Here is a 22,081-nt window from a genome sequence, read left to right as displayed (position 1 = left end):
CCGCCCACTTGTGGGGGTTGGGGTGAGGTTGCTTCTGTCTGTTGTGGACGGAGGTGTGTCGAGTGCGTTTTGTTGCTTGCTAGTGGGTTGTTAGGCCGTTGATCATCAGAGTCACCGTGAAGTCGAAGCGGGAGTGGCCGTCGCCGGCGGTGAGTTCGGTGGCGTGGCGGGTGGTGTGGGGGAATTGGGCGGCGGGTAGGGATGCCAGGCGGTGGCGGAGTTCGTCGCGGTCTTGGACCCAGGTGGTGTCGTCGTGAGGGGAGTGGTGGTGGGCGATGGAGAGTTCGAGGCAGTAGGACGCGACGTAGAGCAGGAGCGCGTCGATGGCCCACGCGGCGGGCTGGGGGGCGACGCCGCCGGTGAGCAGGATGGCGAGTAGGCCTTCGTTGATGCGGACGGCTTGCAGGTCGGTGGGGACCATGGCGAAGGCGGCGGCGGAGATGCCGGGGTATTTCAGGTACTGGTCGCGTAGTTGTTCGCACACGTCGCGGATTTGGTGGCGCCACTCGTCGGCGGACGGGGTGGGGAGCGTGAGTTGCGAGCAGAGGCGGCCGATGAGCAGGTCGCCGAGGTCGGCTTTGTTGACGACGTGGTTGTAGAGCGACGCGGGGCCGGTGTCCAGGGCGTCGGCGAGGCGGCGCATGGTCAGGGCCTCGTAGCCGTCGCGGGCGATCACCTCGAGCGCTGTGTCGATGACCTGTTCCACGATCGGTGTCTTGTGGCGGCGCCGTGGTCGGGTGTCGGCCTGGAGGGTCGGCGGCTGGTGGCGCGCCGCGCGTCGCTCGCGGGGGTTCACGAGGGATCAGCGTAGTTGACACGAACAACGTTCGTAAGTAGAACATTGTTCGTGTCTGATGAGCGCGTGGACGTGATCGTGGCCGGGGCTGGGCCGGTGGGCCTGGTGCTCGCCGCGGAGCTGGCGCTGGCCGGGGCGAAGGTGCAGGTCCTCGAGCGGCTGGCCGAGCCGGACGGGGCCGTGAAGGCCGGTGCGATCAACGTGCCGACGGCCGAGGCGCTCGACCGGCGAGGGTTGCTGCCCGCGGCCGAGCGGGTGCAGCGGGAGATGCTCGGGCAGGTGGGGTCGTTCGCGCGGCTGGTCGAGAAGCGGGACGGGCCGCGGTTCACCGGCCACTTCGCGGGCATGGTGCTCGACGCCGACCTCGTCGACTGGGCCGATCCCGACCTCGCCGCCCACACCGCCGTCGACGGCGCGCGGCTGGTGCCGCAGCGGGAGCTGGAGGCGCTGCTGGCCGAGCACGTCGCGCGGCTCGGCGTGCCGGTGCGGCGGGGGGCGGAGGTGACGTCGCTCGAGGACACCGGCGACGGCGTGGTCGTGGGTACCACGGCCGGCCCGGTGCGCACGGCGTGGCTGGTGGGCTGCGACGGCGGGCACAGCGCGGTCCGCCGCCTTGCGGGCATCGACTTCCCCGGCACGGCGCCTGAGCTCACGGGGCGGCTGGCGGTCGCCGACATCGCCGACCCGGAGAAGCTCGCCGACGGCTGGGTGTGGTCGGCCGCGGGCGCCTACCGCTGCGGCCCACAGCCCGGCCGCGTGACCACCGTCGAGTTCGACGGCGGGCCCGCCGACCGCACTGCGCCCGTCACGCTGGAGGAGGTGCAGAGCAGTCTGCGCCGCGTCTCCGGCACCGACGTCACCCTCACCGCCCTGCGCGGCACGGCCACGCGCTGGACCGACAACACCCGCCAGGCCGCCGCCTACCGCCGCGGCCGCGTGTTCCTCGCCGGCGACGCCGCCCACGTCCACCCGCCCTTCGGCGGCCAGGGGCTCAACCTCGGCGTCGGCGACGCGATGAACCTGGGCTGGAAACTGGGCGCCGTCATCGCCGGCTGGGCGCCCGACGGCCTGCTCGCCACCTACGACGCCGAACGCCGCCCCCTCGGCTCCTGGGTCCTCGACTGGACGCGCGCCCAGATCGGCGTCCTGCGCGGCGACGCCAAGTCGGCCGCGCTGCGCACCGTCGTCGCGGACCTGCTCGCCACCCCCGACGGCGCCACCCACGCGGTCAAGAAGATCTCCGGTGTCGCCCAGCGCGTCGACCTTCCCGGCGACCACCCGCTGATCGGCCGCTACGCCCCGGACGTGTGGCTCTCCGACGGCTCCCGCCTCGCCGACCACGCCCACTCCGGCGGGTTCGTGCTGCTCGACCGGACTCCGGACGGCGCCTTCTCGCGCCTCACCGCGCCGTGGTCCACTCGCGTCACGACCGTTCCCGACGGTTCTGCCGCCCCGGCCGGCCTCCTGCTCCGCCCGGACGGTGTCGTCGCCTGGGCCACGGACACGCCCGACCCGGCCGGTCTCGCCTCGGCCCTGCAGCAATGGGCGGGCGCGTCCTCACCCGACCACGCGCCGGTGGCCTGAGGACCGCGCGCGTCAGCCGCCGACGAGCGTGCCGACCTGGTCCGCCGCCGGGGCCGTGACGTTCACCGGCGCGCCCCACGCCGAGTAGCGCGCCGTGATGCGGGCGCTGCCCTGGCCGCCGGCACCGCGCAGGACGGGAGACAGGTCGAGGACCAGTTGCAGGGGCCGGTTTTCGCCGTCGAGCCACAGGTCGAGGGGGACCTTCGTGTCGCCCAGCTGCGCGTCGGCCGGGAGGCCCGCGGGCAGCTCGGCGCCGAGGTGGGCCAGGTCGACGTCGACGCGGTAGTGGGCGGCGTCGGTGCCGTCGAGGGTCGTCGCGTCGCTGGACGTGAGCGTGCCCGCGGTGCGGACCTGTTCGAGTGTCCGCGCGGGGTCGTTCTGCTCGGCGAGCTGCGCGAGGCTGCCGCCGAGGACCTGGGAGAACGGGTCGCTGCCGTCGGGCGACACCTTCACCCAGGGTTTGCGGCCCGTCACCTGGTCGAGGGCGCTCGGGGGGACCTTCGCGTACAGCGTCTGGGCGACCAGGCGCAGCTCCAGCGGCTCGCCGACGTAGTCGGTGGTCATCTGCAGCGCCGTGCCGCCGGGGCCGAACACGGCCTCACCCTGGCCGTGGGACACGAGGGCGCCTGCGGCGACGTCGGTGGTGAACTTCGCGGAGTGGCCGGCGTTCGTCGCCGCGACGGCCGCGTCGGCCAGGGCACGCGCGTCGGAGAACCGCTCGGGCGAAGCCGAACACCCGCCGATCACGAGCAGCGCGGCGCACGCCACGGCCGTCCTGCGCATCCGGAAAACCCCGTCCTGACCGGCGGAAAGAGACCCTACAAAAGCACAGGCGCACCCGAAGACCCGTTCGGGGGAAGCGGCACTACCCGTAGTAATGCGAAGGGCGCCCCGACGAACCGGGGCGCCCCTTCAAACGAACAACCGCAGGGCGGTCAGCCACCCATCTTCTTGATCAGCTCGCCCATGTCGGCGACCTGGTCGGCCGGCGGAGCGGCAATGGTGACAGGGGTGCCCCAGTCGCTGTACTTGACGACGAACTTTCCGGTTCCAGCAGAGGCGGCGTTGCCGCCCATCTCCTTAACCATCTCGCTCTCGTCCATGCTGATCTGCAGTGGCAACTGGTTCTTGTCGACCCAGATCTCCATCGGAATACGGATGTTCTTGCCCTGCGCCTCTTCCTTCAGCTTCGCCTTGGTCGCCTCGGGCGCAGCCTTCAACAACTTGTCGAGAGCCTTGACCATGTCGATGTCGACCTTGTAGTGGTTGGCCTTCTGGCCGTCGACCTCGGTCTGGTCGGAGCTGACGATCTTGCCGGCTTCCGAGAGCTGGTCGAGCAGCTGGGTCGGGTCGCTCTGCTGGCCCGCCTGCGCCATGCTCCCGGCGAGCGCCTTCGAGATCGGGTCGTCGCCATCCGGCGAGATCTTCAGCCACGGCTTGTCGGTGCCCAGCTGAGTCGCCTGGTCGGCGGGGATCTTCAAATACGTCGCGTTGTCGACCAAGATCATCTCGGTCTGCTCGCCATCCGCGTTGACCGTCATGTGGAAGGTCGTGCCCTGTGCGCCATACGCAGCTTCACCCTGCGCGGTGACGGTTTTGCCTGCCGACGTCATCTCCATCGACATCTTCGACGACTTCGACTTCTGCGTGCCCTGCTTCGACGCGGCCGCCAGCTCGATCACGTTCGAGAACGGCGCGGCCAGGCCCAGCTCCGGCTTCGCTCCCGTCGGCGAAGCTGTGCCGTTGTCACTCTTCGCCCCACAGCCCGTCAGCACGAGCGCCAGCGCGGCGCCCGCAGCGACAACGAAAGTGGTTTTGCGCATGCAATCCCCCTATGAAGGTCATTACTCCACCCGCAGTATCGCTGGATCGGGGCAACGGTTACGCCCTTCAGGTCACGATTTGGGTGACGAATCACCCGATGTGCCGTCCACCTGCGGAGTAATCATGGGACGCGCGGTGACCGTCGCCGGTTCCCGCCTACTCCGCGCCACCCGCCCGTGACACCAGCAGCCGGCGCAGCGACGCCAGCCGCTCGGCGCTCGCGCGGCCTTCGGTGACGACGGCGTCGAGCGCGCAGTTCGGGTCCTCCGGCGGGCCGAGGTGGCCGCAGTTGGTGGGGCACTCCTCGGCGGCCTCGGCGAACTCCTCGAAGGCGTTCACGATGTCGTCGGCGGTCACGTGTGCCAGGCCGAACGACCGCACGCCCGGCGTGTCGACCACCCAGCCGCCGCCCGCCAGGGGCAGCGGCAGCGCGATGGCCGCCACGGACGTGTGCCGGCCCTTGCCGACGGAGCTGACGACGCCCGTGGCCAGCGCGGCGTCGGGCACCAGGCGGTTGACGAGCGTGGACTTGCCGACGCCGGAGTGCCCGACCAGCGCCGTCACGCGGCCTTCGAGGCGTTCGGCCAGGCCTTCGGGCTTCTCGTCGTGGCGCGTGACGATGGCCGGCACGTCGAGGCCCGCGTAGCTCGCGAGCAGCTCGTCGGGGCTGGCCAGGTCGGCTTTCGTGAGGCACAGCACGGGCTCGAGCCCGCCCGCGTAGCAGGCGACCAGGCAGCGGTCGATGAACCCGGTCCGCGGCGGGGGATCGGCGAGCGACGTGACGATCAGCAGCTGAGCGGCGTTGGCGACCACCACGCGCTCGTACGGGTCGGTGTCGTCGGCGGTGCGGCGCAGCACGCTGGTGCGCTCGTCGACGCGGACGATGCGCGCGAGCGTGTCCGGCAGGCCCGAAACGTCGCCGACCAGGGCGACCATGTCCCCGACGACCACCGAGACGCGCCCCATCTCGCGAGCGCGCATGGCCGTGACCACGCGTTCGGGGTCGGCGTCCACCGCGCACGTCCAGCGGCCGCGGTCCTTGCCGATCACCATGGCGGTGACGGCGTCGGCGTGCTCGGGCCGGCGTTTGGTCCGGGGCCTGGTGCCCTTGCCGGGGCGAACCCGCACGTCGGATTCGTCCAGCTTGCTCCAGTCGCCTCGCGCCAAACCGCCCACCGTCCTCCCGGTCCGTCCTGCCTGGTCGAAATGATCCCATGCCGGTCGCGCCCGGCCCGGCCTGCGTGTAACGATGGCGTCTTGAGAGGTGCGAGGAGGCTGGCATGTGCGGCCGTTACGCGGCGACGAAGGACCCCGCGAAGCTGATCGACGAGTTCGCCGCGGTCGACCTGACCGAGGGTGCCGCGCGCGAGGACTACAACGTCGCTCCGACGAAGAACGTCGTCACCGTGGTCCAGCGCCACCCCCGCGACGCCGACGGGCAGGTGCTCGAGGACGAGCCCGCCGAGCGGTCGCTGCGGATCATGAAGTGGGGCCTCGTGCCGTTCTGGGCGAAGGACCCCTCCGTCGGCTCGCGCATGATCAACACGCGCGCCGAGACGGCGGCTGAAAAGCCTGCGTTCAAACGGGCTCTGAAGTCGCGCCGCTGCCTGGTGCCGGCCGACGGCTGGTTCGAATGGCGCCGCACGGGCAAGGAGAAGGAGCCGTTCTACATGACGGATCCGTCCGGCGCGTCGCTCGCGTTCGGCGGGATCTGGGAGAGCTGGCGCCCGAAGGACGGCTCGCCGGACGAGCAGCCGCTGATCACCTTCTCGATCATCACGACCGACGCCGAGGGCCAGCTGCGGAGCATCCACGACCGCATGCCGCTGATCGTCCCGCGCGAGCACTGGGACGGCTGGCTCGATCCCGATCAGTCCGCCGTGGACGGTCTGCTCGTGCCGACGCCGCCGGACTTCGTCGAGTCGCTCGAACTGCGCCCGATCTCCACGCTGGTCAACAACGTCCGCAACAACGGCCCCCAGCTGCTCACGCGCACCGAACCCTCGGTGGACTCGGACGCGCTGTTCTGATGACCACCCTCGAGATCGACACCCCCCACGGCCCCGCACGCGCCGAGCTCCACTGCGCGAAGGACGGCGCGGCGGTCCTGCTGCTGGGCCACGGCGCCGGCGGGGGAATCGGGGCGAAGGACCTGGTCGCGGTCGCGCGGGCCGCGAAGGCGGCCGGGGTGCACGTGGCTCTGGTGGAGCAGCCGTACCGGGTGGCGGGACGCCGGGCTCCCGCGCCCGCGAAGCAACTGGACGCCGCTTGGCTGGCCGTGGCGGACGAGCTGTCGGCACACTTCGACGACCTGCCGCTGGTGTTCGGCGGCCGTTCTTCGGGCGCTCGGGTGGCTTGCCGGACTGCTTCGGCCGGCCAGGCCGTGGCCGTGTTGTGCCTGGCGTTTCCCGAGCACCCACCCGGCCGGCCCGAGAAGACGCGCCAGCCGGAGCTGGACGCGGTGGAAGTGCCGACCCTGGTCGTGCAGGGCGAGCGGGACCCGTTCGGCCGCCCCGCGGCGGGCCCGCACCACGAGGTGGTCATGGTCTCGGGTGACCACACCCTGTCGGCCGACCTGGACGCGGTGTCGCGCGCTGCGGCGGAGTGGCTCGGGCGGGTGTTGAGGCCGCACCTCTGACAGGTGATGGCTGCTGTCTGTTCATGGACTGGGGTGGCAGGTAGGCCGGTCATGTTGTGATGGCGGTGGGCCCGGTGATGGGTTGCTGTGGTGGGTGGGCCTGGGTCGTGATGGCCGATCGGCCCGGTCCTGAGTTGTGGTGGCGAGCGGGCTGGCCCTTGCGTGGGTTGAATGGGCCGGACCGTGTGTCGTGGCCCTGCTCTCGGCAGTGGGTTACGGCAGTTGTCCACAGGTTTCCGCAGTTGTGGACAACTCGGCCCTCGTGGCGGCTTACCCCCGGTTTTGTCGGAGGGGGCCGGTAGAATGGAACGAGGGACGCCCCCGGGAGGGTGGGGGCTTGTCCGGCGGTGAGGTAGGCCGGCGCAATCGGTGAAGTGACCCGGAGGAATCGGCAGTCGGCCGGCGAAGCCTCGAGGTCCGGACCTGCAGCGCTCTCGTCAGACGGCCGCTCGACCAGCGATCGGAGCGTCAGGCCGAGACCCGCCAAGCAGCGGCTCGATCGGCGAAACGGCCCGGCGAAAACCGCTCAGCCGGCGACCGAAGCCTCGAAGACCGGGCCGGCACAACCGGTGAAGTGACCCGGCGAGAGCTGTGAAGCGGCCCGGCGGGAGCCGTGAAGCGGCCCGGCGGGAGCCGTGAAGTGACCCGGCGGGAGCTGTGAAGCGGCCCGGCGAAAGCCCTCAGCCGGCGATCGGAGCCACCACAGCCCCCGTCAACCGCACCAGATCGCCAGGCGCCAGTTCCACCTCGAGACCCCGGCGCCCGGCCGAGCAGTACACGGTCGGAAACTCCGAAGCCGACGAATCCACCACCACCGGCAGGCGGCTGCGGTGCCCCAGCGGTGAAATTCCTCCGAGGACATACCCCGTGGCCCGCTGAGCAGCCGCCGGGTCGGCCATCCGGGCCTTCTTGCCCCCGGCCGCGGCGGCCAGGGCTTTCAGGTCCAGTGACCCGGTGACCGGCACCACGCCCACCGTCAGCTTGCCGTCGACGTCCGCCACCAGTGTCTTGAAGACGCGCGCCGCCTCCAGTCCCAGGGCCTCGACGGCCTCCAGGCCGTAGGACTCGGCGCGCGGGTCGTGGTCGTACGAGTGCAGCGTGTGCGCCACCTTGTGTTTCGTCAGCAGCGCCGTCGCCGGTGTTCCCTTGCCCGCCATGGGATCGGAGTCTACGAAGGTCTCGGGAATGGACGCCCGCCACGTTCTGTTGAAAGAAACGTGACCACGACGCTTACCACTGCCCGCCCTCGTAGGCGCAGCACCGAGCAGGGCCTTCCGAGCCCCCGCGTAAACTCGGCGTTGCCGTATGCGCAGAAGCGCATCGACGCCGAACGGGAAGGGAACGGTTTGCCGAGCACCCCGAACACCGCGCCGGAGACTGCGGCCGACGAGCTGGAGCTGGCGGAGCGCTTCGAGCGCGACGCGATGCCCCTGCTCGATCAGCTGTACTCGGCCGCGATGCGGATGACGCGGAACCCCTCCGACGCCGAGGACCTGGTCCAGGAGACCTACCTCAAGGCGTACGCGGCGTTCGCCTCCTTCAAGGCCGGCACGAACCTCAAGGCGTGGATGTACCGCATCCTCACCAACACGTACATCAACGGCTACCGCAAGCGTCAGCGGCAGCCGGTGCAGCAGCCCACCGAGGAGATCACCGACTGGCAGATCGCCAAGGCGGAGAGTCACACCTCCAGCGGGCTGCGCTCGGCCGAGGTCGAGGCGATGGACAACCTCCCCGACGCCGACGTGAAGCAGGCGCTGCAGAAGCTGCCCGAGGAGTTCCGGCTCGCCGTCTACCTGGCTGATGTCGAGGGCTTCGCGTACAAGGAGATCGCCGAGATCATGGACACGCCGATCGGCACCGTGATGTCCCGTCTGCACCGCGGTCGCGCGCAGCTGCGCGACCTGCTGGCCGACGTCGCGCGCGAGCGCGGCTTCATCCGCGGTGACCGCGAGGAGGTGGCGAAGCGATGAGCACGGGTGACGCGCCGGAGACCGAGGACAAGGTCCGCTGCGAAGAGGCGCTTTCGGAGATCTACCTGCTCCTCGACAAGGAGTGCAGCCCCCTGCGTGACGCCGAGCTGCGGCGCCACATCGAGGACTGCCCGCCGTGCCTCGAGGAGTACGGCATCGACGAGCAGATCAAGGAGCTGCTGCACCGCAAGTGCGGCGGTGACCTGGCGCCGGCGGAGCTGAAGCGCCGCCTGCGCGCCTCGATCCGCCAGACCGTGGCCACCCGTGGCGGCGTGACGGTCGAGCGCACCGAGATCACCGTCGAGCAGCGCACCGGCGAGTGACCCACGCTCTGAGCACGACAGCTCTGAAGGCGACAGTCTTCTGAAGACGACGACGGCCCCCGTACCAGCTGGTGCGGGGGCCGTGTCGCGTCCGGACGCCGGAATCAGGCGTTGGGCTTCTTGCCGTGGTTCGCGCCGTTCTTCTTGCGGTCGCGACGCTTGCGGGCGCGCTTCGACATACTTCACTCCTCGTATTCACACCGGATGGCCCGGGTGCGGGGTGCCGGAGCACCTGCCGGGCTCGGGTCAACCGCTCCAGTGTGTCATGCGTGCCCCGGCTCACCTGCGGCGCCCGTGCTGATCGGCGCCCGCTCTGGTTTGATGGGCGGATGACCGGAGGAACCGCGCACCACGCACTCGTGGTCGCCGAGTAGCTCGTGTCCACGCTTTCCGACCTGCTCGCCGAGAACACCGGCCTCCCGGGCGAGGCAGCCGACCACCTGCAGACCGTCGTCGCGGAGTGGCAGCTGCTGGCCGACCTGTCGTTCGCCGACTTCCTGCTCTGGGTCCCCGTCGCGAAGGACCTGCAGCCCGAGGGCGGCGATTTCGTGTGCGTCGCGCACGCCCGCCCCACGACAGCGCCCACCGCGCACCCCGAGGACGTCGTCGGCACGCGCTTCACCGTCGCTGAGCACCCGGAGCTGGCGAAGGCCGTGCGCGAGCGGAAGATCGGCCGCGAGGAAGACCCGCACTGGTACCGCGACCTGCCGATGCGCCGCGAAGCCGTGCCCGTGAGCTTCGGCGGTGAGGTGATCGCCGTGCTGAGCCGCGAGACGAACCTGGCCGCGCCGCGCGTGCCGAGCCCGCTGGAGATCGCGTACCTGGGCAGCGCCGGCGACCTGTGCCAGATGATCGTCGACGGCACGTTCCCGCCCTCGGGCGGCAACCAGACCGACACCCACACCAGCCCCCGCGTCGGCGACGGTCTCATCCGCCTCGACCCGAGCGGCACCGTCGTGTTCGCCAGCCCCAACGGCCTGTCCGCCTACCACCGCATGGGCCACGAGTCCGACCTGGTGGGGCAGCGGCTGGCGCCGTTGACGCGTTCGCTGATCCGCGACCCGTTCGACGCCACCGAGGTCTCCCACCGCATCATCGAGGCCCTCGACGGCAAGCCCTCCACCCGCACGGAGGCCGATTCGCGCCGCGGCGCCGTGGTGCTCTTCCGCGCGCTGCCGCTGCGCCCGTCCGGCCAGGCGGCCGGCGCGCTCGTGCTGGTCCGCGACGTCACCGAGGTCAAGCGCCGCGACCGCGCCCTGCTGTCGAAGGACGCGACGATCCGCGAGATCCACCACCGCGTGAAGAACAACCTGCAGACCGTCGCCGCGCTGCTTCGGCTGCAGTCGCGCCGCACCACGAGCGAAGAAGCCCGCCTCGCGCTCGGCGAGTCGGTGCGGCGGGTCTCGTCGATCGCGATGGTCCACGAGGCCCTGTCGATCTCCGTCGACGAGCGCGTGGACCTTGACAAGCTGCTCGACAACGTCCTGCCGATGGTCGGCGAGGTCGCCACCGCGGAGTCGCAAGTGGGGCTCACGCGCAAGGGCTCGTTCGGCATCGTCATCGCCGAGATCGCGACGCCGCTGGTGATGGTGCTGACGGAGCTCGTGCAGAACGCCATCGAGCACGCCTTCCCGCAGGGCCGCCCGGGCAAGGTCGAGATCATCGTCGAACGCTCCGCGCGCTGGCTCGACGTCCTCATCCGCGACAACGGCCGCGGCCTGCCCTCGGGCTTCTCGCTGGAACGCAGCGACGGCCTCGGCCTGCAGATCGTGCGCACGCTGGTGGAATCGGAACTGCGTGGGTCCCTGTCGCTGCGCAAGGTGCGCACCGACGCCAGCGGCGCGCGCGTGCCGGGCACCGAGGCCGCGCTGCGCATCCCCCTTTCCCGCCGGCTCTAACGCCAGTACTCGACGCGCTGCCCGTCGGTGTCGGCCACGAAGATCACGGCGTCGGCGCCGTCGAGCTGGGCGGGGCTCAGCGGCAGGTGGCCGGGCAGGATTGGCTCGCCCGTACCGGTCGACGCGGGCAGCGCCGCACGCAGGGCCGGCGCCGGGAAGAAGGCGCGACGCGTGGTCGCCGCGGCCAACTCGCCCTGGAGCGTGCCGGGTTCCGCGTGCGGGTTCGCGTCGGTGGCGACGAAGACGTAGCCCTCGCCCAGCGTCAACGCGACGAGCGCACCCGCGCTGCCCCACGACGCCTCCTCCGGGCCCATCTGCATGGTGGACGGCACGCGCTGCAGGTGCACGTTGTGCGCGAACACCAGGCTCGGACCGCGGTCCCGCTCCTGGGAGACCATCGCGAGCAGGTTCTCCGCCATCATCTCGGCGCGCAGGCTGAGCAGGGTCCCGAACCGATCGGGCGCGGCGAACGCCATCGCCGCGTGGTAGCGGAGCAGGCCCACCGCGGTGCGCGCGTACGCGGCGGCGAGGCGGTACCCGGCCGGGTCGGTGGGCTGCAGCACGGGCGCCGCGCGGTGCAGGGCGCTCGCGAGGTCGTCCGCGACGATCCGCAACGCGCGGGCGCGATCGGAGCCGCCGATGGACGCGGCCGCGTCGTACATGGCCTGCTCGTTCGTCCAGTCGTCGTCCTCGCCGAGCAACGCGTCCACGTCGTGGATCGAGGCCGGCCGCAACGCCGGGGGCAGGTAGTCGATCACGGCCGTCAGCGCGCGCCGCGGGCTCGGCGCCGAGGTGGTTTCCGTCGGCGCGTCGAAGCCGTGGAACCGCACCTGGTCCTCGGGGGCGCGGCCGGCGTTGTGCTCGCGCAGCCACTCGACGAGCTCCCGGTTGCCCGGCACGCGACCGAACCAGTGGCTGAAGCCGGTTTCCAGCACCTCGTCGACGTCGCCGGCGCCACCCGTCACGTAGTCGTCGACCACGGACGCGGCGAAGACGTCGATCTCCAGCGAGATCGACCGGTAGCCCCGCTCGGCGAGGAGGGCGAGAAGTTCGTTGCGCAGCAAGGGAAACGCGCGGATCCCGTGCGTCGGCTCGCCGAGCGCGAGCAGCGTGGGCGCGGCCCCGGCGAGTAGTTCGTCGACGGCGCGGCCCAGGCTCGCCGCGTCGCCGATTTCGCGGCCGATCCCGCGCAGGGTGGTGGCGGTGGACATGGATAACCCCTTCCCGAGAAACCTGTCCTCGACCGTATCGTTGAAGAATCGAGGGAAACTTCGCCGCGATTCACCTGGTCTTCAAGACTCAAAGCCTCAAACGGAGGTTCACCCTGCGACCGATCGACCTCGCCCGGGAGCACGGGTTGTCCGCCCAAGCCGTCCGCAACTACGACGACGCCGGCGTGCTCCCGCCCACCGAACGCAGCGACACCGGCTACCGCCGCTACACGCCGCTGCACGCGCAGGCCCTGCGGGCGTTCCTCGCATTGCGGGCGGGCCACGCGCACCAGCCGGCGGTGGAAATCATGCGCTCGATCCACCGCGGTGACACCGAGTCCGCCTACCGGCTCATCGATGCCGCGCACGTCGCCCTGCTCGCCGAACGCGACACCCGCACCGAGGTCGCGACGGCGCTGGGCACCTTGTCCGCGGCTCCGGCGCCGTTCCCCGGCCCGCCGCTGACCGTCGGCGAGCTCGCCCGCCGACTCGACGTGCACCCGGCGACGCTGCGCGCCTGGGAAACCGAGGGAATCCTTCGCCCCGAACGAGACCGGGCCACCGGTTACCGCGAATACGGCCCGGACTGCGTCCGCGACGCCGAGATCGCCCGGCAGCTGCGCCGCGGTGGCTACCTGCTGCGTCAGGTCGCGCAGTTCCTCGAGTCCTTGCGCGAAGCGGGCGGGTCCGATGCGTTGAGCGCCTTCCTCGACGCCTGGCAGCACCGGCTCGCCGCCCGCAGCCGCGCCTTGCTCGGCGGCGCCGCCCAGCTCGACGCCTACCTCACCTTGCGCGACTCGGTCACACCTGGCTGAGCTCGACCACCGGGAACTCGACGCGTTCCGGTGCCCGCCCGGCCTGCAGCATCCACGCGTCCCCGATGCCCTCGCCCGCGGCGATCGCTGCGACGGCGGACGCGATTTCCGCCGGAGAAGCCACGGCCAAGCCGTTCGCCACGAGCGTGTCCTTCAGCCCGCCGATCATCCGCGTCTCCACGAACCCCGGGCACACGGCGTCGAGCGTGATCCCCGAATCCGCGCAGGCCGGGGCCAGCGACCGCACCAGCCCGATGATCGCGTGCTTGCTCGCCGAGTACACCGGGTCGAACGTCGCCGGCGAGATGCCGGCGAGGCTCGACATCACGACGATCGCGCCCCCGCCGTGAGCCCGCAGCGCCGGGACGGCGGCGCGCAGGCCGAACATCGTGCCGTCGACGTTCACCGCCAACGTGCGGCGATAACGCTCCAGGTCGAAGTCGTCGAGCCCGCCCGCGCCGCCGGTGCCGGCGTTGAGGTGCACCACGTCGAGCCCGCCGTACTCGGCCACCGCCGCGGCCACGGCAGCTTCGTTGTCCTCGGGCCGCGTGACGTCGGTGCGCACGAACCGGCCCCCGACCTCGGCGGCGACCTCAGCGCCGGCGGCCTCGTCGACGTCGGCCACCACCACCCGCGCGCCCTCGGCCGCGAAGTGCCGCGCCACGGCGGCACCGATACCGCTCGAACCCCCGGTGATCAGAACGACGGTCATGGCAACGATTCCTCTCCGACTTCGGCCGCGATCGCGGCGGCGACACTCTTGCGCCGGGCGTAGACCCGCGTGGCGACCTCGAGCGCGAGGTACACCGCCACGTACTGCAGCCCGCTGATCAACGGCACCCGGTCCACCGGCAGCGCGTACGCCAGCACCACGCGCACCCCGGCGTCGAGCACGAGCACCACCCCCCACATCGCGGTGGTCACGCGCAGCACGTGGCGGTAGGTGGGCGAGCCGAGCCAGTTCCGCTCCATGCGTTCCCGCGCCGCCTGGCCGAGGAACGACCGCAGCACCTGGTACAGGAACGGTGTCCGCAGCAGCGTCGCCAGCATCCAGAGCCCGGCGGCCGCGGTCATCCAGCCGTCCTTGGCCAGCAGGAACCGCGGGCTGCCGGACAGGAAGGAAGTCGCGACGCTCAGCACCAGGATGCTCAACGTGAACACCGCGAGCGTGTCCACGCGCCGCTTCGTGACCACGGTCTGCACGGCGCGCGCGGCCGGCGCGACCACACCCGCCAGCAGCGCCAGCCACTGGTTCACGCCGAGTGCGCGCAGCCCGTAGAAGAGTGCGGCCGGGGCGATGAGGTTGATGGCGAGGTTGACGATCAGCTCCCGGCGCAGTTCCGGGGGAGTGGTGGGCTTTTCGGGAGGGGCGAGCGTGGCCATCATCGGACCTCGATCCGCTGACGGTCGCGGTGGCGCCAGGTCTTGGCGAGCACGGCGACGGTGACGGCGGCCAGGACGACCAGCGCGAGCCAGCCGATCCAGCTGCCGGTCGCGGTGAAGACGTTGCCGAGCGCCGGGTTGAGCACGCGCGCTTCGAGGAACAGGTACGCGAGCGGTCCCGTCGCGGCGAGGATGAGCACAGTGCCGGCGACGGCCGTTGCGAGCGTCCAGCGGCCCAGGCGCAGGTTCGCCACCGCCAAAGCGAGCGAAAGCACCAGCACGACAACGAAGAACAGCACCCAGAACCCCCACAACGCGGGGTCGAGCACCGGAACCCGTGTGCCGGACGCCGTGGTCACGAGCAGGGCCGAGCGCTGCACGAACAGCGCCACCACCAGCAGGACCGCCAGCACGATCCCGCTGACGACCTCGTTCCACGCGGTGGTCGCGGTGGCGTCGGAGAACGGGAGCTGGTCGGGTTTCCAATCCTCGTCGGGTTCCCCGGGACCGCGCTCGCTGCCGAACCGATCGACGAGTACATAAAGGACGGTGACCCCCGTGAACAGGTACACCGCGGCGGTCAGCGTCACGCCCAGGGGCGAAAAGATCGCCGCCGCAACGTTTTCGCCGCGCACCCAGTGCCCGATCGCGTTCACGAGGTAGGTGATCGGCAGCACGGTCGCGCTCAGCAACCGCATCGCCTTGGCGTAGTTCGGGTAGGTGGCCGGCCCGATCAGCACGGTCGCCTTGTCCGCGTACCGCGTCGCCAGCTGCGCCGGGTCGCCGAGCTCGGCCAGTGCCGCGTACTCGGCCTGGCCCGGGCTTTCCCCGAGCGAGACGCGGGCTTCGACGTCGTCGGCGATCGCGGCGCGCAGCTCGCGGTCGATCTCGCCGCGGTGCTTGCCCGAGACGTGCCGCACGGTGGCGGCCACGTATCGGTCGGTGAGTGTGGTGCTCATGGTTGTTCCCCCAGTTCGGTGTCTGCTTCGGTGTTCGGCTCCGGTTCCGCTTCGGTGTCCAGCCGGCTCAGCGCGGTGTCGATGGCGCGCCACTCCTTCTGCAGCTCCCGCGCGAGCTGCAGCCCGTCGCGGCTCGTGCGGTAGAACTTCCGCGGCCGGGTGCCCGAGGTGTCCCACTCGCTGGTCAGCAGCCCTTGAGCCTCCAGGCGGCGCAACAGCGGGTACAGCGTGTTGGCCGGCGCGGGCACCCCCGCGCGCTCCAGTGCGTCGAGCAGTCCGTAGCCGTACCCGGGCTTCTGCAGTGCCAGCAGGCTCGCCAGCACGACCGTCCCCCGCCACAGCTCCTGCCGATGCGCGTCCAGCAAGTCGGTGTCTTTCACGCTCACCACGATAGTGTGTGAGACACAGTATCGTCAAACGGCAATGCTGTGCGAGGTGTCAGGGTGTGTGAGAGAGGGGTGCGGCGAGGGGTGGGTCGCGTCCCGTTCAGGATTCGTTCGGGAAACGTTCAACCGTCGGGTAACCGCTCACCGGGAACTCGGTCGGCGGAGCGAGTTCACGCCGACGCGAGGAAGGGCGAAACGCGAAAGATCTTCTACCCCAGGGCAATCGGGCGGCGGGGTCAGTCCACAACGGACGGCGGGTGATGGGCCGGCGGCGCCGAAGAGGGCGCGGCGAAGACGCCACGACGCGCTCAAGGGATGTGGCGACGGTCCCGCCATCGCCGCGGGCGGGACGGTACGAACCGTGCGCGCCAAAAGAACCCTGACATGCCGAAGGGCCGGTACCGAACGAATCGGTACCGGCCCTCACGACGTTCCGCGGGAGGACTTGTTCAGTCCTGGTGAGGTGCAGTGCACCCGGGTGCGGGTGGTTTCACCTCGGTTGTTACGCTTAAACCGGATGGGTATCGCCCCAAGTCGCAGGCGGAGGGGACAAGAAAAGTCCCCTGCGACAAATCCAGTTCAGGGTTTGGTGCTTCTGAGCCTTCAGGCTCAGGCGATGGTACGCGTGCCGATCTGCGTACGGCGGCGCTTGAGCGCGCGTCGCTCGTCCTCGCTCATGCCGCCCCACACGCCGGCGTCCTGGCCGCTGGCCAGAGCCCAGGCCAGGCAGTCGGAAGCGACGGTGCAGCGGTGGCACACGGCCTTCGCCTCGGAGACCTGCAGCAGAGCCGGACCGCTGGTTCCCACCGGGAAGAACAGCTCGGGGTCCTCGTCTCGGCAGGACGCGTCGTGGCGCCAGTCCATGTTCGTGAGCTCCTTCATAGCGGCGCGGGAGGGCCGCGCCACAGTCGTCATGGCGGTCGTGTTTTTGGGTGCTTGTGAATGCTTTCACGAAGCACCGCGTTCGACAAGGGTTTCCCGAAGATCGGTGAGTCAGCTCACCCGGCCGAGCGACGCCTCTGACCTGCGGTTTCTGTCTGAAACGGACCACCCGGCGGAAGCGCGATGCGGTGAGCGGAGGTTCTGCGTCGACGAGCGGCAAAATGCACTTTGCCGCAGGCGATCAGTGGTCGGACCGTCACACGATTACTGTGAGTGCATCCGGAACGCTGTGGAATTCCACTCGCGTCCGCTGCCCGACGAGGTCGCCGTCGACCTGGAAGTTCACCGGTTCAGCTGCGTCGATGCGGATCATCGGCACGTCGTCGTGGCGCACCAGGTGCCGCCCGTGCTGGTCGCTCTTCGTGAGCAAAGCTTGGCGTACATGAGTGAACACGGTGGGCAACCGCAGACCGTTCAACGCGAACAAGCCCAATCCCGTCTCGAACGAGCAACCCGAGTTGAGGTGGACGGCGCGATCACCCAGGTAGGTCCACGGATCGGTGTTGGACACGAACGCGGTCACGACCTCGGCGGGTTCTTCGCCCGGGATCCGCACTGTCAGGGCCGGCCGGCCCAGCGGCGGCCGGAAGTAGGAGCGCACTGAGGCCTGGAGGTAGAGCGCCGCGCTCGTTTCCTTGCCCCGGCGTTTCGCGACGCGGCCCACCACGTCGGCGTCCCAGCCGAGCCCGGCGTTGAAGGTGAACCAGTGTCCGTCGGCGAGCCCGAGGCCGATGCGCCGGCGCCGGTCGTTCTCGAGCGCGTTCAGCAGCTGGTGCGTCGCCTCGACGGGATCCACGGGAAGGCCGAGGGCGCGCGCGAACACGTTGGCCGAGCCGCCGGGCACCACGCCGAGCATCGGGACGCACCCGAGCTCGCCCGGGTTTCCGGTGGAATCCGCGAGCAGGCCGTTGACGACCTCGTTGACCGTGCCGTCGCCGCCGTGGGCCACGACCAGGTCGAAGCCGTCGCGGGTCGCCGAGCGCGCCACGGCCATCGCGTGGCCGCGGTAGTCCGTCTCGACGACGTCGAGCTTCAGCTGGCTGGCCAGCGCGTGCGCCAGCACGTCCCGGCCACCGGCGGTGGTCGAGGTGGCCTGCGGGTTCACGACGAGGATGGCGCGCACTTCCGCAGCGTAGGTGACGTTCACCCGGCGCGAGAACCTTCGACGGCACAAGGTGACGCGAAGCTCAGCACGGTGAACGAGGCCGCAACCGCCTCGGAGGAATGCGCCAGTACTGCGTCCGGTGACCCTGTGGCGGGCAATCCTCCCTTGCGTACGGCGAACATCCGCTCGTCGTGACAAGTGCACCCGGGCCGACCGCCCGCTCATCGACGACAACCCCGATTTTCACGTGCCCGGCGCCCCGCGAAAACGGCCGACCGGGTGGCATACGATCGAAACTGCTCACCCACCGTGACCCGTGCAGGTCGGGTCGCTGTGCTCCCGCAAAGCAGCTTGGAAGGCCGCAGCCGTGTCGCTCGACGAGAACCAGCCGCCCACCCCGTTCGAGGTCCGGCTGGCCGGGATCCTCACCGCGCTGCCCGGTCTCGGGCTCCTGGTGCTGGGCGTCGTGATCCTCGTGCGCGGATTGGGAGAACCTTCGCAGCCGGGCAACAACATCTGGGCCGAGTTCGGCACCTACGCGGTGCTGGCGATCGCGTTCCTGGCCGCGTCGGCCGGGCTGGTCCTCGGCCGGCAGTGGGCGCGTTCGCCCGGGGTCGTGGTCGCGCTGCTGCTCATGGGCGTGGGCTGGTACGTGCTCGGCCCGTCCGGCCAGCCGGCGTGGGGTGTGCCGATCGGCGTGTGCGGCCTCGCGGCGCTCGTGCTGCTCTTCCGCCGCCCGGCCCGCGCGTGGGCGCTCGGCCTGCGCGAAGGCGAGACGGAGGAAGAAGCAGCCGAACGCGGTGGCCTCGCCGGGCGCCGTGAGGAACGCGAGCGCCACGAGCGCGACTGAAGTGTCCGGCCGCGTCAGCTTTCGGCGGCGAGCGCCTTCAGCGGCGCGTCCGTGAGCCGGTAGGTGGTCCACTCGTCCTGCGGCAGCGCGCCGAGCGCCCGGTAGAACCCGACCGCCGGGTTCCAGTTCAGCACCGCCCACTCCAGCCGCTCGTACCCCTGCTCGACGCACTCGGCGGCCAGCGCCGCGAGCAGCGCCTTGCCCAGCCCCGAGCCACGCAGCTCGCTGCGCACGAACAGGTCTTCCAGGTAGATGCCGTGCACGCCGCGCCACGTCGAGAAGCTCAGGAACCACAACGCGAACCCGCCGACGCGCCCGTCCACCTCCGCGACGTGGCCGAACAACGCCGGCGCGGGACCGAACAACGCTTTGTGCAGCTGCGGCGCCTCGAGGTGGCACTCTTCGGGCATGCGCTCGAACTCGGCGAGCGCGTACACCAGTTCCACCACGGCGTCGACGTCTTCGGGCCGGATCCGCCGGATGCGGGGGTCGGGCAAGGGTTCAGCCTTCCAGTGCGGGCAGCAGGTTCAGATGCTCGACCTGGGGTTCGCCGCGTTCGTCGCCCAGCACGGCGATGCCGGCCGGGTCCAGTCCGAAGTGGACACCCGCCGTGGACGGCAGGCCCACCCAGCGGGCCACCAGCACGCGGCTGAAGTGCCCGTGACCCACCAGGACCACGTCGCCGTTGTCGATCTCGCGGCGCGCGCGGTCGAGAACCTTGTCGGCGCGCGCGGCCACGTCGGCCGCGCTCTCGCCGCCCGGGATCGCGTGTGTCCACACGGTCCAGCCCGGGTCCGTTTCGCGGATCTTCGGCGTGGTGACACCTTCGTACTCGCCGTAGTCCCACTCGGCGAGGTCTTCGGTGAGCTCGTCCACGCGCAGGCCGGCGAGCTCGGCCGTGCGCTTCGCGCGTTCGCGCGGGCTCGAGATCACGAGCTTGGGGCCGCCGAGCAGGGTGCGCAGGGTGCCGCCCGCCGCGCGCGCCTGGTCCTCACCCGCCGGCGTGAGCGGGATGTCGGTGCGCCCGGTGTGCCTGCCGTTGACGGACCACTCGGTCTGACCGTGCCTGAGGAGGAAGAGCCGATGTGCCACGAGCCCGAATATAGCCCCGCCCCCGTTTGCGGGCAGGTCGCCCGCTGTGCTTACCTACTGACGAGTAGGTAGGTGGGGAGGTTCCGATGGGCACGAGCCCGACGTTCGCGCTGTGGCGCCGGCTGGTGGACAAACCGGGCGGTAAGCAGCTGTTTTCCGCCGCGATGTGCTTGCGGGTGCCGTACTTCGGGACGGTGCTGCCGTCGGTGCGGCAGCTGCGTCCGGGGCACTGCTCGGTCACCGCGCCGAAGTGGTGGGGTGTCCACAACCACATCCGGACCTTTCACGCCATCGCCGCGTGCAACCTCGCGGAGATCGCGATGGGCCTACTGGCGGAAGCGACCGTGCCGCCGTCGCACCGCTGGCTGCCCAAGGGTATGGACGTGCGGTACGTGGCCAAGGCGACCACGGGCCTGCGGGCCGTCGCCGAGTTGCCGCAGCTGCCCGAGTTCGGCGACGAGGGGTTCGACCTCCCGGTGCCGGTGCGGATCCTCGACGCGCGCGGGACGACGGTCGTCGCGGCGACCATCACCATCTGGGTCACGCGGAAGAAACAGCGATCGGAGTCACTCGCCAATTGACCCGGCCGGGTGAAACTTAACGCCGTTTACTGGGCGGATGCGAATACTGCTCAATTTCGGCCTTGTCAGCTCCGGAACCGCGACGACACCATGCAGGCATGCCAGCCCTGACGCGCCGCCGGTTCCTCGGCCTCGCCGCGCTGAACACCGCCGCGGCCTTCGGACTGACCGGGATTTCCGCCGCCACCGCCCGCGCCGCCACCAACACGCCGCTGCCCGAGTATTCGCCCGCCGTGATCATCGGGACGGGTTACGGCGCCGCGGCCACCGCATTGCGCCTCGGTGAGGCCGGCGTGCCCACGTTGATGCTCGAAATGGGGCAGCTCTGGCACGATCCGGGCCCCGACGGCAAGGTTTTCTGCGAGATGCTGAACCCCGACCAGCGCTCGATGTGGTTCAAGAACCGCACGCAGGCGCCGCTCGCGTCGTTCCTGTGGCTCGACCTCGCCAACCGCGACATCAAGCCGTACGCCGGGGTGCTCGACCGCGTGAACTACGGCGACATGTCCGTGTACCTGGGCCGCGGCGTCGGTGGCGGCTCGCTGGTCAACGGCGCGATGGCGGTGACGCCGAAACGTTCGTACTTCGAGGAAATCCTGCCGCGGGTCGACGCCGACGAGATGTACGGCAAGTACTTCCCGCGCGCCCGGGCCGGGCTCGGCGTGAACTCCGTGGACGAGCAGTGGTTCGAGACCTGCCGTTCTTACCAATACGCGCGCGTTTCCCGGAAAGCCGCGCAGAAAGCCGGGTTCACGACGACGTTCGTGCCCAGCGTCTACGACTTCTCTTACCTGGAACAGGAAGAAGCCGGCACTGTGGAACGCTCCGCGCTCGCGTCGGAAGTGATCTACGGCAACAACCACGGCAAGCGTTCGCTGGACAAGTCCTATCTCGCGGCCGCACTCGGCACCGGCCACGTGGCGATCCAGGCGCTGCACGAGGTCCGCGAAATCATCCAGCAGCCCGACGGCACGTACACGCTCGTGGTGCGCGAAATCGACCCGTACGGCGCGGTCGTGGCGACCAAGCACGTGAGCGCCAAGCACCTTTTCCTCGGCGCCGGCAGTGTCGGTTCCACGGAATTGCTGGTGCGAGCTCGGGAAACCGGCCGGCTGCCGGACCTGCCCGACGCCGTGGGTCAGGGCTGGGGCACCAACGGCAACGTGATGCTCGGGCGCGCCAACCACGTCTGGGACACCACGGGCAGCCTGCAGTCCGGCATGCCCGCGCTCGGGATCGACAACTGGAACGACCCCGTGCACCCGGTCTTCGCGGAGATCGCGCCCGTGCCGGCCGGGCTCGAGACGTGGGTGAGCCTGTACCTCGCGATCACGAAAAACCCGGAACGTGGGCACTTCACTTACGATGTGGCTTCGGATTCGGCGAAACTGCTGTGGACGGCCGCACAGGGGCAGCCGTCGATCGACGCGGCCAAGGCGCTGTTCGACAAGATCAACGCGGCCAACGTCACCATCTACCGCTACGACCTCTTCGGTGACACCCGCCCGTTCGAGAACCGCTTCACCTACCACCCCCTCGGCGGCCTCGTCCTCGGCGACGCGACCGACGACTACGGGCGCGTGAAGGGCTACCGCAACCTCTACGTGACGGACGGCTCGCTCATCCCGGGCAGCACGGGCGTGAACCCGTTCGTCACGATCACGGCCTTGGCGGAGCGCAACGTGGAACGGGTGCTGGCGGAGGACGTGCTGGCCTGAGGC

Annotated in this window: 25 protein-coding genes; 10 read left to right on the top strand and 15 right to left on the bottom strand. The window is 70.5% G+C overall.

Annotation, left to right across the window (positions count from 1 at the left end; all coding sequences use genetic code 11):
• Positions 1–79: 79 nt before the first annotated feature.
• Positions 80–796: a TetR/AcrR family transcriptional regulator gene (locus tag ACQPXB_RS41985; protein ID WP_432847417.1), complete on the bottom strand. Its 717-nt coding sequence runs from the start codon at positions 794–796 to the stop codon at positions 80–82.
• Positions 797–847: 51 nt separating this feature from the next.
• Between ACQPXB_RS41985 and ACQPXB_RS41980 the strand changes: the two genes are divergently transcribed.
• Complete coding sequence (locus ACQPXB_RS41980; protein WP_432847415.1) at positions 848–2,380, top strand: FAD-dependent monooxygenase; 1,533 nt, start codon at positions 848–850, stop codon at positions 2,378–2,380.
• A 12-nt stretch (positions 2,381–2,392) separates the two neighbouring features.
• Here the strand turns inward: ACQPXB_RS41980 and ACQPXB_RS41975 are convergent, their stop codons facing one another.
• The 3 genes from ACQPXB_RS41975 to rsgA form a co-directional block, all read right to left on the bottom strand.
• On the bottom strand, positions 2,393–3,163 hold the full coding sequence (locus tag ACQPXB_RS41975; RefSeq protein WP_432847413.1) for a hypothetical protein: 771 nt from the start codon (positions 3,161–3,163) through the stop codon (positions 2,393–2,395).
• 152 nt (positions 3,164–3,315) lie between these two features.
• Complete coding sequence (locus tag ACQPXB_RS41970) at positions 3,316–4,203, bottom strand: hypothetical protein (protein WP_432847411.1); 888 nt, start codon at positions 4,201–4,203, stop codon at positions 3,316–3,318.
• Between the two features lie 157 nt (positions 4,204–4,360).
• Positions 4,361–5,371, bottom strand: a complete 1,011-nt coding sequence (rsgA, locus tag ACQPXB_RS41965; protein ID WP_432847409.1) for a ribosome small subunit-dependent GTPase A — start codon at positions 5,369–5,371, stop codon at positions 4,361–4,363.
• Positions 5,372–5,484: 113 nt separating this feature from the next.
• On the opposite strand from rsgA, the gene ACQPXB_RS41960 reads away from it, so the two are divergent.
• On the top strand, positions 5,485–6,234 hold the full coding sequence (locus ACQPXB_RS41960) for an SOS response-associated peptidase (protein WP_366579711.1): 750 nt from the start codon (positions 5,485–5,487) through the stop codon (positions 6,232–6,234).
• Positions 6,234–6,842, top strand: a complete 609-nt coding sequence (locus ACQPXB_RS41955) for an alpha/beta hydrolase family protein (RefSeq protein WP_366579710.1) — start codon at positions 6,234–6,236, stop codon at positions 6,840–6,842. The genes ACQPXB_RS41960 and ACQPXB_RS41955 overlap by 1 nt, the downstream gene beginning before the upstream one ends.
• Before the next feature lie 680 nt (positions 6,843–7,522).
• Here the strand turns inward: ACQPXB_RS41955 and ybaK are convergent.
• Complete coding sequence (gene ybaK, locus ACQPXB_RS41950; RefSeq protein WP_386954756.1) at positions 7,523–7,999, bottom strand: Cys-tRNA(Pro) deacylase; 477 nt, start codon at positions 7,997–7,999, stop codon at positions 7,523–7,525.
• A gap of 189 nt (positions 8,000–8,188) precedes the next feature.
• On the opposite strand from ybaK, the gene ACQPXB_RS41945 reads away from it, so the two are divergent.
• Positions 8,189–8,815: a sigma-70 family RNA polymerase sigma factor gene (locus tag ACQPXB_RS41945; RefSeq protein ID WP_220244018.1), complete on the top strand. Its 627-nt coding sequence runs from the start codon at positions 8,189–8,191 to the stop codon at positions 8,813–8,815.
• On the top strand, positions 8,812–9,138 hold the full coding sequence (gene rsrA, locus ACQPXB_RS41940; RefSeq protein WP_432847405.1) for a mycothiol system anti-sigma-R factor: 327 nt from the start codon (positions 8,812–8,814) through the stop codon (positions 9,136–9,138). Before ACQPXB_RS41945 ends, rsrA begins: the two co-directional genes overlap by 4 nt.
• A 104-nt stretch (positions 9,139–9,242) precedes the next feature.
• Here the strand turns inward: rsrA and ACQPXB_RS41935 are convergent, their stop codons facing one another.
• Positions 9,243–9,317: a 50S ribosomal protein bL37 gene (locus ACQPXB_RS41935; RefSeq protein ID WP_098515123.1), complete on the bottom strand. Its 75-nt coding sequence runs from the start codon at positions 9,315–9,317 to the stop codon at positions 9,243–9,245.
• Between the two features lie 198 nt (positions 9,318–9,515).
• Between ACQPXB_RS41935 and ACQPXB_RS41930 the strand changes: the two genes are divergently transcribed.
• Entirely contained in the window at positions 9,516–11,036 is a 1,521-nt protein-coding gene (locus ACQPXB_RS41930) for a sensor histidine kinase (RefSeq protein ID WP_366579704.1), read from the top strand.
• Here the strand turns inward: ACQPXB_RS41930 and ACQPXB_RS41925 are convergent.
• Positions 11,033–12,247 (bottom strand): erythromycin esterase family protein, encoded by a 1,215-nt coding sequence (locus tag ACQPXB_RS41925; protein WP_432847403.1) that lies wholly within the window; start codon positions 12,245–12,247, stop codon positions 11,033–11,035. The two genes, ACQPXB_RS41930 and ACQPXB_RS41925, sit on opposite strands and share 4 nt — an antisense overlap.
• 113 nt (positions 12,248–12,360) lie before the next feature.
• Between ACQPXB_RS41925 and ACQPXB_RS41920 the strand changes: the two genes are divergently transcribed.
• Complete coding sequence (locus tag ACQPXB_RS41920) at positions 12,361–13,062, top strand: MerR family transcriptional regulator (RefSeq protein WP_432857016.1); 702 nt, start codon at positions 12,361–12,363, stop codon at positions 13,060–13,062.
• On the opposite strand, the gene ACQPXB_RS41915 is transcribed toward ACQPXB_RS41920, so the two are convergent.
• From ACQPXB_RS41915 to ACQPXB_RS41890, 6 genes are all read right to left on the bottom strand, one after another.
• The gene (locus tag ACQPXB_RS41915) at positions 13,049–13,774 is read right to left on the bottom strand and encodes an SDR family NAD(P)-dependent oxidoreductase (protein WP_432847401.1); all 726 of its coding nucleotides are present in this window, start codon (positions 13,772–13,774) and stop codon (positions 13,049–13,051) included. The two genes, ACQPXB_RS41920 and ACQPXB_RS41915, sit on opposite strands and share 14 nt — an antisense overlap.
• Positions 13,771–14,445: a VC0807 family protein gene (locus ACQPXB_RS41910; RefSeq protein WP_432847400.1), complete on the bottom strand. Its 675-nt coding sequence runs from the start codon at positions 14,443–14,445 to the stop codon at positions 13,771–13,773. Before ACQPXB_RS41910 ends, ACQPXB_RS41915 begins: the two co-directional genes overlap by 4 nt.
• Positions 14,445–15,404: a permease prefix domain 1-containing protein gene (locus tag ACQPXB_RS41905; RefSeq protein WP_432847398.1), complete on the bottom strand. Its 960-nt coding sequence runs from the start codon at positions 15,402–15,404 to the stop codon at positions 14,445–14,447. Before ACQPXB_RS41905 ends, ACQPXB_RS41910 begins: the two co-directional genes overlap by 1 nt.
• A complete protein-coding gene (locus tag ACQPXB_RS41900; protein ID WP_366579695.1) occupies positions 15,401–15,784 on the bottom strand; it encodes a PadR family transcriptional regulator in 384 nt (127 codons plus the stop codon). Before ACQPXB_RS41900 ends, ACQPXB_RS41905 begins: the two co-directional genes overlap by 4 nt.
• Positions 15,785–16,399: 615 nt before the next feature.
• The gene (locus tag ACQPXB_RS41895) at positions 16,400–16,654 is read right to left on the bottom strand and encodes a WhiB family transcriptional regulator (RefSeq protein WP_220247091.1); all 255 of its coding nucleotides are present in this window, start codon (positions 16,652–16,654) and stop codon (positions 16,400–16,402) included.
• Positions 16,655–16,928: 274 nt separating this feature from the next.
• Positions 16,929–17,855, bottom strand: a complete 927-nt coding sequence (locus ACQPXB_RS41890) for a diacylglycerol/lipid kinase family protein (RefSeq protein ID WP_432857013.1) — start codon at positions 17,853–17,855, stop codon at positions 16,929–16,931.
• 349 nt (positions 17,856–18,204) lie between these two features.
• On the opposite strand from ACQPXB_RS41890, the gene ACQPXB_RS41885 reads away from it, so the two are divergent.
• Entirely contained in the window at positions 18,205–18,687 is a 483-nt protein-coding gene (locus tag ACQPXB_RS41885; RefSeq protein ID WP_366579693.1) for a hypothetical protein, read from the top strand.
• Between the two features lie 14 nt (positions 18,688–18,701).
• On the opposite strand, the gene ACQPXB_RS41880 is transcribed toward ACQPXB_RS41885, so the two are convergent.
• Positions 18,702–19,184, bottom strand: coding sequence for a GNAT family N-acetyltransferase (locus ACQPXB_RS41880; protein WP_366579691.1), 483 nt, complete (start codon positions 19,182–19,184; stop codon positions 18,702–18,704).
• Between the two features lie 4 nt (positions 19,185–19,188).
• Entirely contained in the window at positions 19,189–19,779 is a 591-nt protein-coding gene (locus ACQPXB_RS41875; protein ID WP_366579689.1) for an acid phosphatase, read from the bottom strand.
• A gap of 86 nt (positions 19,780–19,865) precedes the next feature.
• Here ACQPXB_RS41875 and ACQPXB_RS41870 point away from each other — a divergent pair, with 86 nt between their 5' ends.
• Positions 19,866–20,360, top strand: a complete 495-nt coding sequence (locus tag ACQPXB_RS41870) for a hotdog fold domain-containing protein (RefSeq protein ID WP_432847395.1) — start codon at positions 19,866–19,868, stop codon at positions 20,358–20,360.
• Between the two features lie 98 nt (positions 20,361–20,458).
• Positions 20,459–22,078, top strand: coding sequence for a GMC oxidoreductase (locus ACQPXB_RS41865; RefSeq protein WP_432847393.1), 1,620 nt, complete (start codon positions 20,459–20,461; stop codon positions 22,076–22,078).
• The last annotated feature ends 3 nt before the right edge of the window (positions 22,079–22,081 follow it).

Origin of the sequence: Amycolatopsis sp. CA-161197 (assembly GCF_050942255.1) — a bacterium.
GTDB lineage: Bacteria > Actinomycetota > Actinomycetes > Mycobacteriales > Pseudonocardiaceae > Amycolatopsis.
This window is presented reverse-complemented; position numbering and strand designations above follow the sequence as displayed.

Bases quoted from the DNA above. Each gene is read 5' to 3' on its own strand.
- ACQPXB_RS41975 (WP_432847413.1), bottom strand. From the start codon at position 3,163: ATGCGCAGGACGGCCGTGGCGTGCGCCGCGCTGCTCGTGATCGGCGGG.
- ACQPXB_RS41970 (WP_432847411.1), bottom strand. From the start codon at position 4,203: ATGCGCAAAACCACTTTCGTTGTCGCTGCGGGCGCCGCGCTGGCGCTC.
- ACQPXB_RS41960 (WP_366579711.1), top strand. From the start codon at position 5,485: ATGTGCGGCCGTTACGCGGCGACGAAGGACCCCGCGAAGCTGATCGAC.
- ACQPXB_RS41955 (WP_366579710.1), top strand. From the start codon at position 6,234: ATGACCACCCTCGAGATCGACACCCCCCACGGCCCCGCACGCGCCGAG.
- ybaK (WP_386954756.1), bottom strand. From the start codon at position 7,999: ATGGCGGGCAAGGGAACACCGGCGACGGCGCTGCTGACGAAACACAAG.
- rsrA (WP_432847405.1), top strand. From the start codon at position 8,812: ATGAGCACGGGTGACGCGCCGGAGACCGAGGACAAGGTCCGCTGCGAA.
- ACQPXB_RS41925 (WP_432847403.1), bottom strand. From the start codon at position 12,247: ATGTCCACCGCCACCACCCTGCGCGGGATCGGCCGCGAAATCGGCGAC.
- ACQPXB_RS41915 (WP_432847401.1), bottom strand. From the start codon at position 13,774: ATGACCGTCGTTCTGATCACCGGGGGTTCGAGCGGTATCGGTGCCGCC.
- ACQPXB_RS41910 (WP_432847400.1), bottom strand. From the start codon at position 14,445: ATGGCCACGCTCGCCCCTCCCGAAAAGCCCACCACTCCCCCGGAACTG.
- ACQPXB_RS41905 (WP_432847398.1), bottom strand. From the start codon at position 15,404: ATGAGCACCACACTCACCGACCGATACGTGGCCGCCACCGTGCGGCAC.
- ACQPXB_RS41895 (WP_220247091.1), bottom strand. From the start codon at position 16,654: ATGGACTGGCGCCACGACGCGTCCTGCCGAGACGAGGACCCCGAGCTG.
- ACQPXB_RS41870 (WP_432847395.1), top strand. From the start codon at position 19,866: ATGGGCACGAGCCCGACGTTCGCGCTGTGGCGCCGGCTGGTGGACAAA.
- ACQPXB_RS41865 (WP_432847393.1), top strand. From the start codon at position 20,459: ATGCCAGCCCTGACGCGCCGCCGGTTCCTCGGCCTCGCCGCGCTGAAC.